14 protein-coding genes and 1 tRNA gene are annotated in these 13753 nt (G+C 62.0%); 7 read left to right on the top strand and 8 right to left on the bottom strand.

Annotated features, from left to right (window positions below; genetic code table 11):
* Window positions 1-92: 92 nt before the first annotated feature.
* Window positions 93-650 (top strand): fasciclin domain-containing protein, encoded by a 558-nt coding sequence (locus D3227_RS28675; RefSeq protein WP_120017605.1) that lies wholly within the window; start codon window positions 93-95, stop codon window positions 648-650.
* 303 nt (window positions 651-953) lie between these two features.
* Entirely contained in the window at window positions 954-1457 is a 504-nt protein-coding gene (gene msrB, locus D3227_RS28670) for a peptide-methionine (R)-S-oxide reductase MsrB (protein ID WP_120017604.1), read from the top strand.
* Window positions 1458-1575: 118 nt separating this feature from the next.
* Here msrB and D3227_RS28665 read toward each other — a convergent pair whose 3' ends face one another.
* Window positions 1576-3174, bottom strand: coding sequence for a DHA2 family efflux MFS transporter permease subunit (locus D3227_RS28665; RefSeq protein WP_120017603.1), 1599 nt, complete (start codon window positions 3172-3174; stop codon window positions 1576-1578).
* A 21-nt stretch (window positions 3175-3195) separates the two neighbouring features.
* Window positions 3196-4377, bottom strand: a complete 1182-nt coding sequence (locus D3227_RS28660; protein WP_120017602.1) for an HlyD family secretion protein — start codon at window positions 4375-4377, stop codon at window positions 3196-3198.
* A 146-nt stretch (window positions 4378-4523) separates the two neighbouring features.
* Between D3227_RS28660 and D3227_RS28655 the strand changes: the two genes are divergently transcribed.
* A complete protein-coding gene (locus D3227_RS28655; RefSeq protein WP_120017601.1) occupies window positions 4524-5255 on the top strand; it encodes a TetR/AcrR family transcriptional regulator in 732 nt (243 codons plus the stop codon).
* Between the two features lie 51 nt (window positions 5256-5306).
* On the opposite strand, the gene yihA is transcribed toward D3227_RS28655, so the two are convergent.
* From yihA to rpmH, 5 genes are all read right to left on the bottom strand, one after another.
* The gene (gene yihA / locus D3227_RS28650; protein ID WP_120017600.1) at window positions 5307-5966 is read right to left on the bottom strand and encodes a ribosome biogenesis GTP-binding protein YihA/YsxC; all 660 of its coding nucleotides are present in this window, start codon (window positions 5964-5966) and stop codon (window positions 5307-5309) included.
* Window positions 5963-6601 (bottom strand): CatB-related O-acetyltransferase, encoded by a 639-nt coding sequence (locus D3227_RS28645; protein WP_120017599.1) that lies wholly within the window; start codon window positions 6599-6601, stop codon window positions 5963-5965. The genes yihA and D3227_RS28645 overlap by 4 nt, the downstream gene beginning before the upstream one ends.
* Before the next feature lie 365 nt (window positions 6602-6966).
* Window positions 6967-8781 (bottom strand): membrane protein insertase YidC, encoded by a 1815-nt coding sequence (yidC, locus tag D3227_RS28640; RefSeq protein ID WP_120017598.1) that lies wholly within the window; start codon window positions 8779-8781, stop codon window positions 6967-6969.
* 14 nt (window positions 8782-8795) lie between these two features.
* Window positions 8796-9149, bottom strand: coding sequence for a ribonuclease P protein component (gene rnpA, locus D3227_RS28635; RefSeq protein WP_120017597.1), 354 nt, complete (start codon window positions 9147-9149; stop codon window positions 8796-8798).
* Between the two features lie 16 nt (window positions 9150-9165).
* On the bottom strand, window positions 9166-9300 hold the full coding sequence (rpmH, locus tag D3227_RS28630) for a 50S ribosomal protein L34 (RefSeq protein WP_008833937.1): 135 nt from the start codon (window positions 9298-9300) through the stop codon (window positions 9166-9168).
* Between the two features lie 276 nt (window positions 9301-9576).
* On the opposite strand from rpmH, the gene D3227_RS28625 reads away from it, so the two are divergent.
* From D3227_RS28625 to D3227_RS28615, 3 genes are all read left to right on the top strand, one after another.
* Window positions 9577-11064, top strand: a complete 1488-nt coding sequence (locus tag D3227_RS28625) for an ATP-binding protein (protein WP_120017596.1) — start codon at window positions 9577-9579, stop codon at window positions 11062-11064.
* 218 nt (window positions 11065-11282) lie between these two features.
* Window positions 11283-11359, top strand: a tRNA-Arg gene (locus D3227_RS28620).
* A 282-nt stretch (window positions 11360-11641) separates the two neighbouring features.
* Window positions 11642-12085 (top strand): hypothetical protein, encoded by a 444-nt coding sequence (locus D3227_RS28615; RefSeq protein ID WP_120017595.1) that lies wholly within the window; start codon window positions 11642-11644, stop codon window positions 12083-12085.
* A gap of 43 nt (window positions 12086-12128) precedes the next feature.
* On the opposite strand, the gene D3227_RS28610 is transcribed toward D3227_RS28615, so the two are convergent.
* Window positions 12129-12653 (bottom strand): helix-turn-helix domain-containing protein, encoded by a 525-nt coding sequence (locus D3227_RS28610; RefSeq protein WP_120017594.1) that lies wholly within the window; start codon window positions 12651-12653, stop codon window positions 12129-12131.
* 290 nt (window positions 12654-12943) lie between these two features.
* Here D3227_RS28610 and D3227_RS28605 point away from each other — a divergent pair, with 290 nt between their 5' ends.
* Entirely contained in the window at window positions 12944-13165 is a 222-nt protein-coding gene (locus D3227_RS28605) for a helix-turn-helix domain-containing protein (RefSeq protein WP_095203545.1), read from the top strand.
* Window positions 13166-13753 lie beyond the last annotated feature (588 nt).

Raw genomic sequence — 13753 nt, 5'->3', positions numbered from 1 at the left:
TTTTTTGTCGACCGCCGAAACTCATGCATTTCTACTCCGTATCTCCTTGCGTTCCCAAAAACGGGAAATGATCTCAAGAGGAGTTAGAAATCATGCGTAAGCTCGCCACCCTTTTGCTTGCCGGTACGATCGCTGTTTCCGCGCTCGGCGCTGCCGCCTATGCCGCCAATCCAATGGTCGGCGGCGCCCCGATGTATGCCAAGAAGAACATCATCGAGAACGCCGTCAATTCGAAGGATCACACGACGCTGGTTGCCGCCGTCAAGGCCGCCGGCCTGGTCGACACGCTGCAAAGCGCCGGCCCCTTCACCGTGTTCGCGCCGACCAACGAGGCTTTCGCGGCGCTTCCGGCCGGCACCGTCGAAACGCTGCTCAAGCCCGAGAACAAGGACAAGCTGACCAAGGTCCTGACCTGCCATGTCATCGGCGCCAAGGCACTGGCGGCTGACGTGACCAAGATGGTCAACGATGATGGCGGCGCGCACAAGGCCAAGACCGCCGGCGGCTGCGAGCTGACGCTCAAGGCCGATGGCGGCAAGGTCACCGTGACCGACGAGAACGGCAATGTCGCCAATGTGACGATCGCCGATGTCGAGCAGTCGAACGGCGTCATCCACGTCATCGACAAGGTTCTGTTGCCGAAGATGTAACAAAGGGCCCGTTGCCGGCGAACTGGCAGCAAGAGCATGATCCCGAAAAGTGGGAACCGGTTTTCGGAAAGAGATCATGCTCAAAAGAAAGATAGAGCCCCATCCCGATTCAATCGGGATGGAACAGGCTCTAGGCACTCTGCCGATTGCTCGGGTCCATGACCCGCGCGATCGGCAAGCGTCCGCTCCGCAGCGTTGCTTCAGGGATGGAGCCGGTGCGGAGAGTTCGTTTTCAGCACCGTCACCGGCTTTTGATTTCCGGCTGGCGCTCTAATCTGGCAAATTGATAGCAGGAGGAATGGCATGACCCGTCGCGACTTTCTCTGGAGCGGCGCCGCCGCCATGGCACTGGCGGCTGGCGCAGCGGCAATGCTGCGCATGGGTGGCTCCCAGGATGCACTGGCGGCCGAGACTTTCGAGGTGACCAAGACCGATGCCGAGTGGCACGCCATCCTGTCCGACGCGGCCTACAATGTGCTGCGCAAGGAAGGCACCGAATATCCCGGCACCAGCCCGCTGCTCAACGAGCACCGCAAGGGCGTTTTCGCCTGCGCCGGCTGCGACCTGCCGCTCTATTCGTCCGAGACCAAGTTCGATTCCGGCACCGGCTGGCCGAGCTTCTGGCAGGAGATCCCCAATGCCGTCGGCAAGACCGTGGACCGCTCGCTCGGCATGACCCGCACCGAGGTTCATTGCCGCCGTTGCGGCGGCCATCTCGGCCATGTCTTCGACGATGGCCCGCCGCCGACCGGCCTGCGTCACTGCATCAACGGCGTGGCGCTAAGCTTCAAGCCGGCGGCCGCCTGACAATTCCAACTGCGGCAAAAAAACTCCGGGCTCGCGGCCCGGAGTTTTTCTGCGTGGTCGGAGCTTGCGGGCCTCGGCGGGGGGAGCATCCCCGAAACCCGCTGCGCACGTTTGAAAATCAGTGACCGCCGCCGCCACCGCCGCCCTGTTCGGCCGGCTTGCGGATGAACAGGACGAACAGCCCCAGCGTCGCGAACAGCACCGTCAGCATGAAGAACACGTCCATGAAGGACAGCAGCGCCGCCTGCTGCTGGACCATGCCCGACAGTTTGGAGATCGCTGCCTTGGAGGCGTCGAGCCCGGCGGTCTGCTCGAAGTCGAGCGTCATGTTCTGCAGCTTCGTCTGCGCTGCCTCGCTGCCCCACTGTACATGCTCGGAAAGCCTGGCGTAGTGGAAGGCGTTGCGGTCGATCAGCACCGTGTTGATGATCGCAAGGCCGACGGCGCCGCCGAGATTGCGGGTGAGGTTGAACAGGCCCGACGCATTTTTCAGCCGCTCGGGCGGCAAGGTGCCCAGCGCGATGTTGTTGATCGGCACCATGCACAGCATCATGGAACAGCCGCGCAGGATCTGCGGGATCAGCAGTTCCCAAAAATCCCAGTCGGCGGTCAGATGCGTCATCCACCATGTGCCAGTGGCAAAGCCGAAGAAGCCGATCATCATCATCAGCCTGAGATCCACCTTGCGCGACAGGATGCCGGAGATGGGCGCGGTGAAGAACATCGCCAGGCCGCTGACGAACAGCGCCTCGCCGATCATCATCGAATCGTAGCCGCGGATGCGTCCGAGATAGACCGGATAGAGATAGGTGAGGCCGTAGAGGCCGATGCCGATGACGAAGGAAAACAGCGAGCCGAAGGCGAAGTTGACGTTACTGAAGGCCCTGAGGTCGACGATCGGCTCCTCGGCGGTGAAGACACGCCAGAAGAACAGCACCGCACCGACGGTCATGACAATGGCGCAGATGAACACCGCCTGGTCCTGCAGCCAGTCATTGTTCGGGCCTTCCTCCAGCACATACTCCATGCAGCCGAGGAGGGCTGCCATGCCGGCAAGGCCCCACCAGTCGAACTTGCTGAACAGCTTGAGATTGGGCTTGTCGAAGTCGATCAGCGTCCAGGCCGCTGCCGTCACCATGATGCCGGGCACGACATTGACCAGGAACAGCCAGTGCCAGGACATGGCGTGGCTGATATAGCCGCCGACGGTCGGGCCGATGGTCGGCGCCAGCGTCGCCACCAGGCCGATCATCGGCGAGACGAAGGCGCGGCGCGACGGCGGGAAGATGGTGAAGGCGGCCGCGAAGACGCTGGGGATCATGCCGCCGCCGATGAAACCCTGGATGGCGCGGTAGACGATCATCTGGTCGATGTTGGTGGCCGTCGCCGCCAACGCGCTGGCGGCGGTGAAGCCCGCCGCCGAAACCGTGAACAGTACGCGCGTCGACAGCATCCGGCTGAGGAAACCGGACAGCGGGATCATCACCACCTCGGCGATCAAATAGGCCGTCTGCACCCACGGGATCTCGTCGGAGCTGGCGCTGAGGCCCGCCTGGATTTCGGATAGTGAGGCCGAGACGATCTGGATGTCCAGGATCGCCATGAACATGCCGAACACCATCGCCAGGAAGGCGATGACGCGGCGCGGTTCCATATGGTCGGACGGCACTGCCGGCGCCGCCGGCACCGATCCTGCCGTTAGGGTTGCGGTCGCCATGGCCCTGCTCCCGGAGTCCGCTTACTTCGAGGCCGCCGGTGCGGTGCGGCTGTCGACGGCGACGACGACGCTCAGGCCTGCGCGCAGCCTGCCGGTCTTCAGCACGTCCGCCGGCACGTCGATGCGAACCGGAACGCGCTGCACGACCTTGGTGAAATTGCCGGTGGCGTTTTCCGGCGGCAGCAGCGAGAACACGGCACCCGAGGCCGGCGCCAGCGACGACACCGTGCCTTCGAAGTCATGACCGTCGATGGCGTCGACCGAAATCCGGACCTTTTCGCCCGGCACCAGCCGGGCGAGCTGCGTCTCCTTGAAATTGGCGACGATGTAGAGCTTGTCCATCGGCACGATGACGGCGAGCTTCTGTCCGGGGCTGACCAGGTCGCCCTGCTCGACGGAACGGTTGCCGACGACGCCGTCATAGGGCGCCTTGAGCACCGTGAAGGAAAGGTCGCGCGCGGCCTTGTCGTGGCTGAGCTGCAGCGAGGCCAGTGTGCTTGCCGATTCGGCGCGCTGCGCTTCGAGCACGCCGATATTGGCCGCCGCCGCCGCGATCTGGGCGTCGGCGCCGACAAGCGCGGCCTTGGCCTGATCGAGAGCGGTCTGGGCGTCGTCGAGCTGCGCCTGTGTGCCGACATGCGTCTTCAGCAATTGCGTCGCGCGCTGCTGGGCACGAGCCGCATTGTCGGTCGCGGCCTGGTCGGCGGTCTTCTGCGCCTGCGCCTGTTGCAGCGAAGCCTGCGCGGCCTTGGTTTGCGCGTCGATGCGGTCGAGCGTCTTGCTCAATGTGGCGATCTGCGCCTCGGCTTGGGCGACGGCAATTTTGTAGTCGCCATCATCGACGGTGAGCAGCGGGTCGCCGGCTTTGACCTGCTGGTTCTCGCTCACCTTGACCTGGTCGACATAGCCGGAGATCTTCGGCGAAACGAACGCCATGTCGGCCTGGACATAGGCGTCGTCGGTTGAGATCATGAAGCGGCCGTCGGTCCAGTAATTGTAGCCGTACCAGGCGCCGGCGCCGAGCAAGCCGAGCCCGATGATGGGCAGCAGCAAGGAGCGCACCGAGCGCTTCTTCTTCGCTGGCGCCTCGGCGGGAGCCTCGGTGACGGGCTGGACGGGCACTTCCGGCGCTTCGGTCGCCGGTGCGACCTTGGCATTGGGGAATGGGCGGACTTCGGCGGTGACGGGCGCGTTCGAGGACATGATATCTCTCATCGAGTCTACATAAGGGAAATCTGTTATACTGAACCGTTCGGTTCGATATGGGCGTTGACTTAGCGCTAAAACGGGCCCATATCAAGGGGCAATCGAACCGTTCGGTTCGAATTATTTTGCGAGGTGTGACTTTTATGGCCGAAACACTGTCCGACACCGGCAAGGACCAGTGCGATGTGCTGGACAGCCTGCGTCGCGGTCGCCCGGCGGCCGGCCAGGATCCGGTCAAACGCAGCCAGATCATCGAAGGCGCCCGCCGTGTCTTCATCGACAAGGGCTTCGAAGCCGCGTCGATGAACGACATCACGCGCGAGGCCGGTGTCTCCAAGGGCACGATCTACGTCTATTTCGCCAGCAAGGAAGAGCTGTTCGAGGCGCTGATCGAGGAAGAGCGCGGCACGATCTTCAAGAATATGTACGACATGCTCGACCGCGCTGACGATCTTCGCCAGACACTGGTGAAGTTCGGCAAAGTGCTGTCGCTCAAGATCACCTCGGCCAAGGTCATCCAGGCGCAGCGCACGGTGATCGGCGCGGCGGACAGGATACCCGACATGGGCGCGCGGTTTTACGAACGCGGCCCGAAACGCGGCCATGACAGGGTGGCGGCTTTTCTCAATGCCGCGATCGAACGCGGCCTGCTCAAGATCGACGATGTCGACCTTGCCGCCTATCAGTTCACGGAACTCTGCTTGGCCGGCCTTTTCCGGCAATGCATGTTCGCCTACCGCACCAAGGCCCCGAGCCAGGAGGAAATCGACCATGTCGTCAGGTCGGGCGTCGCCATGTTCCTGAAGGCCTACGGCACCGAAAGGCTTGCCGAAGAGGAAAGCCACCAGATGATTGCGCTGGAGGCGAAGCGCTGACTTGTTTTTGCGCAATTCCGGACGGAAAACCGTTACGCACTTTTCCTGGAATTAGCCGCCATTGGCGGCGAGCACGATCGCCGCGCGCAACTCATCGAGGCCTTCGCTCTTTTCCGACGACGTCGCGAGAACGAACGGAAACGCCGCCGGCCGCTTCTTGATCTTTTGCAGCGTCTCCTCGATCAGCCGCGGCACGCCGGCCGCCTTGATCTTATCGGTCTTGGTCAGCACGATCTGGTAGGACACAGCCGCCTTGTCGAGCAGCGAAAGCACCTCGTCGTCCTTGGCCTTGATGCCATGGCGGGCGTCAATCAGCACATAGACGCGCTTCAGCGTCACGCGGCCCTTGAGATAGTCGAAGACCAGCTTCGTCCAGTCGTCGACCTTCTCCTTCGGCGCGCTCGCATAGCCGTAGCCCGGCATGTCGACCAGCGCCATCGGCGGCAGGTCGGTGCCTTCGCCGGAAAACCCGCCCGGCACGAAATAGTTGAGCTCCTGCGTGCGTCCCGGCGTGTTGGAGGTGCGCGCCAGGCCTTTCTGGTTGACCAGCGCGTTGATCAGCGACGACTTGCCGACATTCGAGCGGCCGGCGAAGGCGATCTCCGGCGGCCCTTCCGGCGGCAGGAATTTCATCGCCGGCACGCCACGGATGAAGATCCACGCCTGCGTGAACAGTTCGGGAGCGATCGCGGTCTTGTCCAGGGCGTTCAAACGGCTGCCTCCAGCCGGGCAATATCGGCGGCCCTGATGGCGTTGAGGTTGCGGCTGATCTTGTCCACCGGCCAGTTCCACCATGCCGCCATCAGCAGCCGCCGGACCGTTTTGTCGTCGAAGCGCATTTTCACCACCTTGGCCGCATTTCCGGCAACGATCGCATAGGGCGACACGTCGTGCGTGACAACCGATTTTGCCGCGACGATGGCGCCATGGCCGATCGTCACACCGGGCATTATCACCGCGTCCATGCCGATCCATACATCATTGCCGAGCACCGTGTCGCCGCGTATTTCCTTCGACCAGGTCTTCGGGTCGAAACCTTCTTCCCAGCCATGGCCGAAGATGTTGAACGGATAGGTCGAGAAGCCGGACATGGCGTGGTTGGCGCCGTTCATGATGAAGCGCGCGCCCTCGGCGATGGCGCAGAACTTGCCGATGATCAGCTTGTCGCCGATGAACGGGTAGTGGTGCAGCACGCAGCGCTCGGCGAATTTGTCGGGCCCGTCCGGGTCGTCATAATAGGTGAAGTCGCCGATTTCGATGTTCGGCGCGTTGACCAGCCCTTTCAGGAAACCGACGCGCATATGCATCGGGATCGGATGCTTGATATTGGGGTTGGGTCCGCTCATGGCCTGGCTCCCTGTCATCTCGGCAGGTCCAAAATAGCGTGATTTGGGGCGAGATAAACCGGGGTCCCGCGAAGGACGGCAGGACCCCGGTCGCCGGGACGGCCTCCCAAACACCGGCGCCTCTGCACCGGAAGCCGTCACCGTGGCGTGGTGTCTTGCCGCGACTAAAACATGACGATCGGCAAAACCCGTGGCCGCTTCCCTCAAGACGGCGTGCCGCCGCGCGGCTGCGAGGTCGCAACACAACAGCTACGGCGCGTGGCGGGCCGAAGTTTCGCCGGTTACAAAATGTGATCCCGGCAGCAAAAAACCCCGGACGAACCGGGGTTTTCGAAGTTTCGGTACAAGGGGGGTCGGGGCGCCCGCTATTCCGCGGGCGAGGGTTTCTTGCGGAACAGGGCCACGAGATTGTCCCATAGCTCGATCTTGGCGCCCTGGCGCTTCATGATCACGCCCTGCTGCAGGATCGACAGCGTGTTGTTCCAGGCCCAGTAGATGACGAGGCCGGCCGGAAAGCCCGCCATCATGAAGGTGAAGATCACCGGCATCCAGGTGAAGATTGCTGCCTGCGTCGGATCCGGCGGCGTCGGGTTCATGCGCATCTGCAGGAACATGGTGACGCCCATGACCAGCGGCCAAACGCCGATCATCAACATATGCGGCAGCGTGATCGGAATGAGACCGAACAGGTTGAACAGCGATGTCGGATCGGGTGCGGCCAGATCCTGGATCCAGCCGAAGAACGGTGCGTGCCGCATCTCGATGGTGATGTAGAGCACCTTGTAGAGTGCGAAGAACACCGGGATCTGCAGCGCCACCGGCCAGCAGCCGGCGATCGGATTGATCTTCTCCGTCTTGTAGAGCTCCATCATCGCCTGCTGCTGCTTCATCTTGTCGTCCGCGTATTTCTCGCGGATCTCGAGCATCTTCGGCTGCACCTTCTTCATGTTCGCCATCGACGCGTAGGACTTGTTGGCGAGCGGGAAGAAGACGGCCTTGACGACGACGGTGGTGGCGAGGATGGCCAGGCCGAAATTGCCGAAGAATTTGTAGAGCGTGTCGATCAGCCAGAACATCGGCTTGGTGATGAAGTGGAACCAGCCCCAGTCGATCAAAAGGTCGAACCGCTTGATGTTGCGGTCCTCGGCATAGGCGTTGATCTTGGCCACTTCCTTGGCGCCGGCGAAGACCTCGGTCTCGACGGTTGCCGACTGGCCGGCGTCGACATTGATCGGGTCGGTCAAAAAGTCGGATTGGTAACGGTGACGGCCGTCCTCGAAATAGGCATAGCGCGGCTGGAACGGCTGCTTCTCGGTCGGCACCAGCGTCACCGCCCAGTACTTGTCGGTGATGCCGAGCCAGCCGTCGGTCGACTTGCCCGGCTGGAACTGCTTGTCCTCTTCGATCGACGCGTATTTGTGCTCCTGCAGGCCTTCCGCACCGGTGAAGCCGATCAGGCCCTCATGCAGCACATAGGTGCTGGCGACGGCCGGCTTGTCGAAACGGGTGACGCGGCCGTAATTGAACAGCGAGACGGCGGTGGCGCCGGAATTCTGCACCGTGTCGGAAACGGTGAACATGTAGTCGCTGTCGACCGAGACGGTGCGCTTGAAGGTCAGGCCCTTGTCGTTCGAATAGGTCAGGGTCACCGGCGTCGCAGGCGTCAGCGTCGCATTGCCGTCAACCTTCCACACCGTGTCCGCGCCCGGCACCGCGCCGGTCTTGTCGTTGCCGACGAAACCGATCTCGGCAAAATAGCCAGTGGGCAGCACCGAGGGGTTGAGCAGCTCGATCTCGGGCGAATTCTTGTCGACCGTCTCGGTGTAGTGCTTGAGCTTGAGGTCGTCGAGGCGCGCGCCGGTGAGGTTGATCGAGCCCTCGAGGCTCGGCGTGTCGATCTTGACGCGCCCCGTCGCCGCCAGTGCCTGTTCGCGGCCGGCCGCCGTCACGGCTTCGCCGCCGGGCGCGTTGGGAATGGCGCCCTGGGGCGGCACCGGCGTTCCGGCAGCACCCGGATTGGCGCCTTCGGCGGCCTTCTTCTGCTCGGCCACCCGCTGCTCTTCGATGCGGGCCGCCTCGCGCTGGGCTTCGACGCGCGGGTTCATGTAGAACACCTGCCAAAGCGTCAGGATCAGCACCGACAGCGCGATGGTGATGAAGAAGTTACGATTGTTTTCCATCGAAAGCCCTTGGCCTATCGTGTTCCGCGCAGTCGGCGTGAGAGTTCGGCCTTCAACTGGCCGAACGGGATAGCAAGCACATCTTCACGCCCGACGATGACATAGTCATTGCCGGGCGCCATGTCATCGGCCGATTGCGTGCGCACGGCTTCCCTCAGCCGCCGCCTGACGCGGTTGCGGACGACCGCATTGCCGACCTTCTTGGTGACGGTGTAGCCGACGCGCGGCGCAAGGTCGTCGCCGCGGTCGAGAACCTCAACGAGAAAAAGCCGTCCGCGCCGCTTTTCACCGCGGCGGACGGCCAGAAAATCCGCGCGCTTCAGAAGCCGCTTGGGATTTGGTCCCACTGGCTTGCCGGTTGCGGGCAACGATCTCGTCTTCCGTTCAGGCGCTGAGCCGCTTGCGGCCGCGGTTGCGGCGGGCTGCGACGACGCCGCGACCACCCTTGGTTGCCATGCGGGCACGGAAACCGTGCCGGCGCTTGCGGACGAGTTTAGACGGTTGGTAGGTACGCTTCATTTGTTTTAATACCGCGGGGTGCGGCCCTTCTTGATTCTGTCACTGTGTAACAGGAGCTTTGCCGGGCCGGTTTAGGCGCGATCGAAACCGCGCCGGGACGAATGGCCCGAGCGTGAGCGGGCTTATAGAAAGAAGGGTTTTGGAAGTCAATCCGGGGCCGGCGGGCCGGGTTGTCGCGGCCTTTCGGGCGGCCATATTTGTTCGCCCGAGGAGGAAATTGGCAAAAAAGCCGCAATCGCCTAATCTTGGCAGTTCAAGTGTTTGTGAAGACGCCGCATGAGTGAAGCCCTAGCCACGGACGAAAAGGCCGGACCGGCGACGACCGCCGCCCGTACGGTGCCGCTGTCGCGTGGGCTGTCGACTAAGCTTCTCTTGCTCACCATCGTCTTCGTGCTCTTGGCCGAAGTCCTGATTTTCCTGCCCTGGATCGCCAGCTACCGGTTGAGCTGGCTGAAGGAGAGGCTGGGCACGGCGGCCGCCGTGTCGGTCGTGCTGGTGCAGGGCGAGCCCAATTCGCTATCGCGCACCGCCCAGAACGACGTGCTGATGGCGATCGGCGCCAAGGCGATCGCCGTGCGCGATGGTGGCGTCTCCAGACTCCTGGTGGTGTCCGACATGCCGCCGCACGTCGACGAACATATCGACATCGCCAGCGTCGGCTTGGTCGAGGGCATGAGAGGCGCGCTCGACACGCTGTTCTTCGGCGGCAACCGCATGCTGCGCGTTTTCGGGCCGGTGGGCGAGAGCGACAAGGAGTTCGAACTGATCATGCCCGACTACGCCTTGCGCAACGCCATGCTCATCTATTCGCGCAACGTCGCCTTCGTCTCGCTGCTGATCTCGCTGTTCACCGCAATGCTCGTCTATGCCGCGATCGACCTGATCATGATCGGCCCGATCCGCACCATGACCCGCTCTATGCTGTCCTTCTCCGAGGCACCCGATGACCCCGGGCGGATCATTCGTCCGGCCGCGCGCGCCGACGAGATCGGCGTCGCCGAGCGCGAGCTATCGCAGATGCAGGAACGGCTGCAGAAGATGCTGACCGAGCAGAAGCACCTCGCCGATCTCGGCCTCGCCGTGTCGAAGATCAATCACGACATGCGCAACATCCTCGCCTCCGCGCAGCTGATTTCGGATCGCTTGCGGCAGGTGAAAGATCCAACCGTGCAGGCCTTCGCGCCAAAACTGCTGCGCGCGCTAGACCGCGCCGTGTCCTATTCCGAAGGCGTGCTGGCCTATGGCCGCACCCAGGAGCCGCCGCCCTCGCGCCGGCGGCTGCGGCTGCGCCAACTGGTCGAGGATGTGCACGGCCTGCTCGACATCGAGGAAGGCATCGAGTTCGTCAATGCCGTCGAACTGGCCTTCGAGGTCGACGCCGATTCCGACCAGCTGTTCCGCGTGCTCACCAATCTCTGCCGCAACGCCGTGCAGGCAATGGCGGCGGACACCGAGGGCGCTGTGGTGCGCCGGCTGGCGGTGTCGGCCGAGCGCATGGGCAGCGTCAGCCGCATCACCGTCACCGACACTGGCCCCGGCCTGCCGCCGAAGGCGCGCGAGAACCTGTTCGCGGCCTTCCGCGGCTCGGCACGCAGCGGCGGCACCGGTCTTGGCCTGGCCATCGCCTACGAGCTGATCCGCGCCCATGGCGGCACTGTCGAGCTGGTCGAATCGATCGGCGGCCGCACCACCTTCGCAGTCACCATCCCCGACCAGCCGGTCCGGCTCGACCAGGCCCGCGGCAGCCTGCGTCGCCCGGCCTGACCGAAACAATTCCAGGAAACCAGGAAGGTGCGCGACGGCTTTCCGCCCGCAATCTGCAGGAACAAGCAGCCGGTCAAAAACGCCTGCCCGAAATGCCTGCGACAAAACTTTTGCCGGATCGGCTTGCTTTTCGGAAATTCAGTCGCTAGGGAACACGTCTCGTCGCGGCCGGTCGTTCACGATCGGATCGTGGGGCTATGCAAAGCATGGCCTGATGCGCGCCCGTAGCTCAGCTGGATAGAGCACCAGACTACGAATCTGGGGGTCAGGAGTTCGAATCTCTTCGGGCGCGCCATTCGATCTAGTTGAAATCGCTTGTCTTTTTGGCCTCGCCCACGCGACCGCACCGGCTTGAATTCCATAATTCAGCCGGTTTTTCAGCCGGTTTTGGAAGAACGGACATTCCTTCGAACCATATCGCAGCTTGGCGAATGGGTTGCCCTCCAGTTTTCCTTTGGGTCAACATACGGCTCGATCAGATTCGCACGTACCGGTCAGGTGGTTGTCGCAGCTAGTAGGTGTAGGCTCGAGGCAGCGGGTGTTGATGTTGCCGGCTTCCTGACGCAAAACCTAGAAAATGACAGTTCGAAAAAAGGCAACCCGTCTTCAGCTGCCGCCGCTTGTTGCAGGCGAATGGCGTGGTGAGATCGTCGGCTCAGCTAACATCAATTTTGGCCAGTCGGTGCAGCCCGGACCGCCCCGCCAATCAGTCGAGTTCAGCTATGTCATACTGGCCGCGTCGCTGATCATGCCGAACGCAGCATTCAGATGGCCTGGCGTCGTCATGATAATGGCTCCAACTCCCATGAAGACGGAACATCCCGACGCGGGCGCACTTTTTGAAGCCGATCAGTTGGCGTCGCTGAGCCTCTCCCTTCACGTCACCAGGGCGCAATTTTCCGACATGCTGCCCCGCTTTGAGGCGAAACAATTCAGGGATTTTCACTTTGCGGTAGAGGGAAAGGAGGCAGACGGCAGAAGGCTGGTGCGGAGTTGGGGCATGGGAACCGCCCGGCTTTGATTTACCTACTGACGGTACTCCCAGGTTGCTACGAAACCGCCTATCAAACGGCCTTGCAGTCGGCAGGCACGGTTTCTTCGGTCGCCTTGGTGTCCCTATACGCGTCGGGTCCCGCCAATTCCTCACCCAAAGCGGCGATTACAGCTGCCATGCGACCACGAACTCGTGGAGGAAGATGCATCAGCCCCTCGATCAGGCGCCGGCCTTCCGCGCTTGCAATGAAGTCGATGCGCTCGTCGACGGGAAGAGGCGAAGTTTCACGGCTGGTCTCATTCCCAGGCAGGCCTTCGAAGAAGCGACTGACGGGAACGTCCAGGGACCGTCCGATCTCGTAGAGCATGGAAGCGCTCACGCGATTCCTCGCGTTTTCATATTTCTGAAGCTGTTGGAAGCTGATCCCGATGGATCGGGCAAGTTGTGCCTGCGAGACGTCCGACTGGACGCGAACGACCGCAATCTGCCTGCCGACGTGCTGATCGGCGGGATGAGGCGCGCTATCCGCTCCGGCCCTTTCCCACACCTTGAATCTTGTGCGCTTCGACTCCGGAAAAGTCTTCTGATGCTGCATCTATCACTCCAGACTGGAGAGTTTGTCGCGGTACGCTTTTGCGAAACTCACCAAACTTTCAAATGATGGGGAGTGCAAAACCTTGCTAGTCGGCTCTGTGGCCTTTGGTTTCGGGTAATCCGGATTACCCGAATGGTCAGAGAGTTTGATGCCGGCTTGGCGGCACCATCGCCAGTAGGATCTTGCAGCCCAGAGGTTCTCCTCGTCCGTGTGACGATCGCCACCGTCACAAAGCCGATACATATTATAGTTGATAAAATCAAAGTGTGTAAGTTGCCAAGTCTGCGCATATGGACATGCGCAAACTCGTGGGCCGAAACTTCGGTCGCTTGCGTCGGGAGAAGGGCCTGACCCAGGAACAGGTGGAAGCGCGTTCAGGGTTCAGCCAGCAATATCTAAGCGGTCTGGAACGCGGTCGTCGCAACCCGACGGTCATCACGCTCTATGAGTTGGCTCAGGCAATAGATGTGAGCCATGTTCAACTTGTCCAACCCGACGTTGACGAAACGTAGATAACTGCAATGGCAACGCGATGCCTCTTGTGAGATGCGTTTTCCGAAAAGCGTTCGTAGTCACATCCCTCGGCCTTGGGATGCTTGTTTCCAGATCCTTCGATCTCGCGACGCATGATTAGCAATCTCAGCCAATTGGCTCCCAATGAGCCTGCCGCGCCAAGATTGTCATGACTGGTTTCTGGTTGACGATCTCAGTAACGCCGGCGGCCAGGAGATCGACGCCTACTCGCGACCGATTTTCCAGGCCAGTGGGCAGGACCGGCACGCGAGACCCCGATGAGGCTGTTGCTTGAGGGATTGAGGACGGGTCCGGTTAGCAACATCTCATCTGACATCGACTCTAGAGAGCCGGCCATGACTCCGAGGTCTGAAAGGGGGCCGGAGGCGGACTGTCCGATTCCCGGATGAATGGGCCAGAAAGCCGACATTTTCGCTGCCGACCTTCATAGCGGTCATTCGTAAGCGCGAATTTCCCCGCACCTTTTGCTGTTGAGCGCTCTGATGCATGAGGTGTCCACCAAAATAGGTGGACACCAAGTGATGGAAGAAGATGAGCAGAAACTGCGGGTGAGGCTTGTCGGTCGG

This window comes from Mesorhizobium waimense, assembly GCF_003601975.1.
GTDB lineage: Bacteria > Pseudomonadota > Alphaproteobacteria > Rhizobiales > Rhizobiaceae > Mesorhizobium > Mesorhizobium waimense.
Note: the sequence above shows the minus strand (reverse complement) of the source record. Positions and strands in the feature narration are given on the sequence as shown.

Bases quoted from the DNA above. Each gene is read 5' to 3' on its own strand.
- D3227_RS28610 (WP_120017594.1), bottom strand. From the start codon at position 12,653: ATGCAGCATCAGAAGACTTTTCCGGAGTCGAAGCGCACAAGATTCAAG.
- D3227_RS28665 (WP_120017603.1), bottom strand. From the start codon at position 3,174: ATGGCGACCGCAACCCTAACGGCAGGATCGGTGCCGGCGGCGCCGGCA.
- D3227_RS28615 (WP_120017595.1), top strand. From the start codon at position 11,642: ATGACAGTTCGAAAAAAGGCAACCCGTCTTCAGCTGCCGCCGCTTGTT.
- msrB (WP_120017604.1), top strand. From the start codon at position 954: ATGACCCGTCGCGACTTTCTCTGGAGCGGCGCCGCCGCCATGGCACTG.
- yidC (WP_120017598.1), bottom strand. From the start codon at position 8,781: ATGGAAAACAATCGTAACTTCTTCATCACCATCGCGCTGTCGGTGCTG.
- D3227_RS28655 (WP_120017601.1), top strand. From the start codon at position 4,524: ATGGCCGAAACACTGTCCGACACCGGCAAGGACCAGTGCGATGTGCTG.
- rpmH (WP_008833937.1), bottom strand. From the start codon at position 9,300: ATGAAGCGTACCTACCAACCGTCTAAACTCGTCCGCAAGCGCCGGCAC.
- D3227_RS28645 (WP_120017599.1), bottom strand. From the start codon at position 6,601: ATGAGCGGACCCAACCCCAATATCAAGCATCCGATCCCGATGCATATG.
- D3227_RS28675 (WP_120017605.1), top strand. From the start codon at position 93: ATGCGTAAGCTCGCCACCCTTTTGCTTGCCGGTACGATCGCTGTTTCC.
- D3227_RS28625 (WP_120017596.1), top strand. From the start codon at position 9,577: ATGAGTGAAGCCCTAGCCACGGACGAAAAGGCCGGACCGGCGACGACC.
- D3227_RS28605 (WP_095203545.1), top strand. From the start codon at position 12,944: ATGGACATGCGCAAACTCGTGGGCCGAAACTTCGGTCGCTTGCGTCGG.
- D3227_RS28660 (WP_120017602.1), bottom strand. From the start codon at position 4,377: ATGTCCTCGAACGCGCCCGTCACCGCCGAAGTCCGCCCATTCCCCAAT.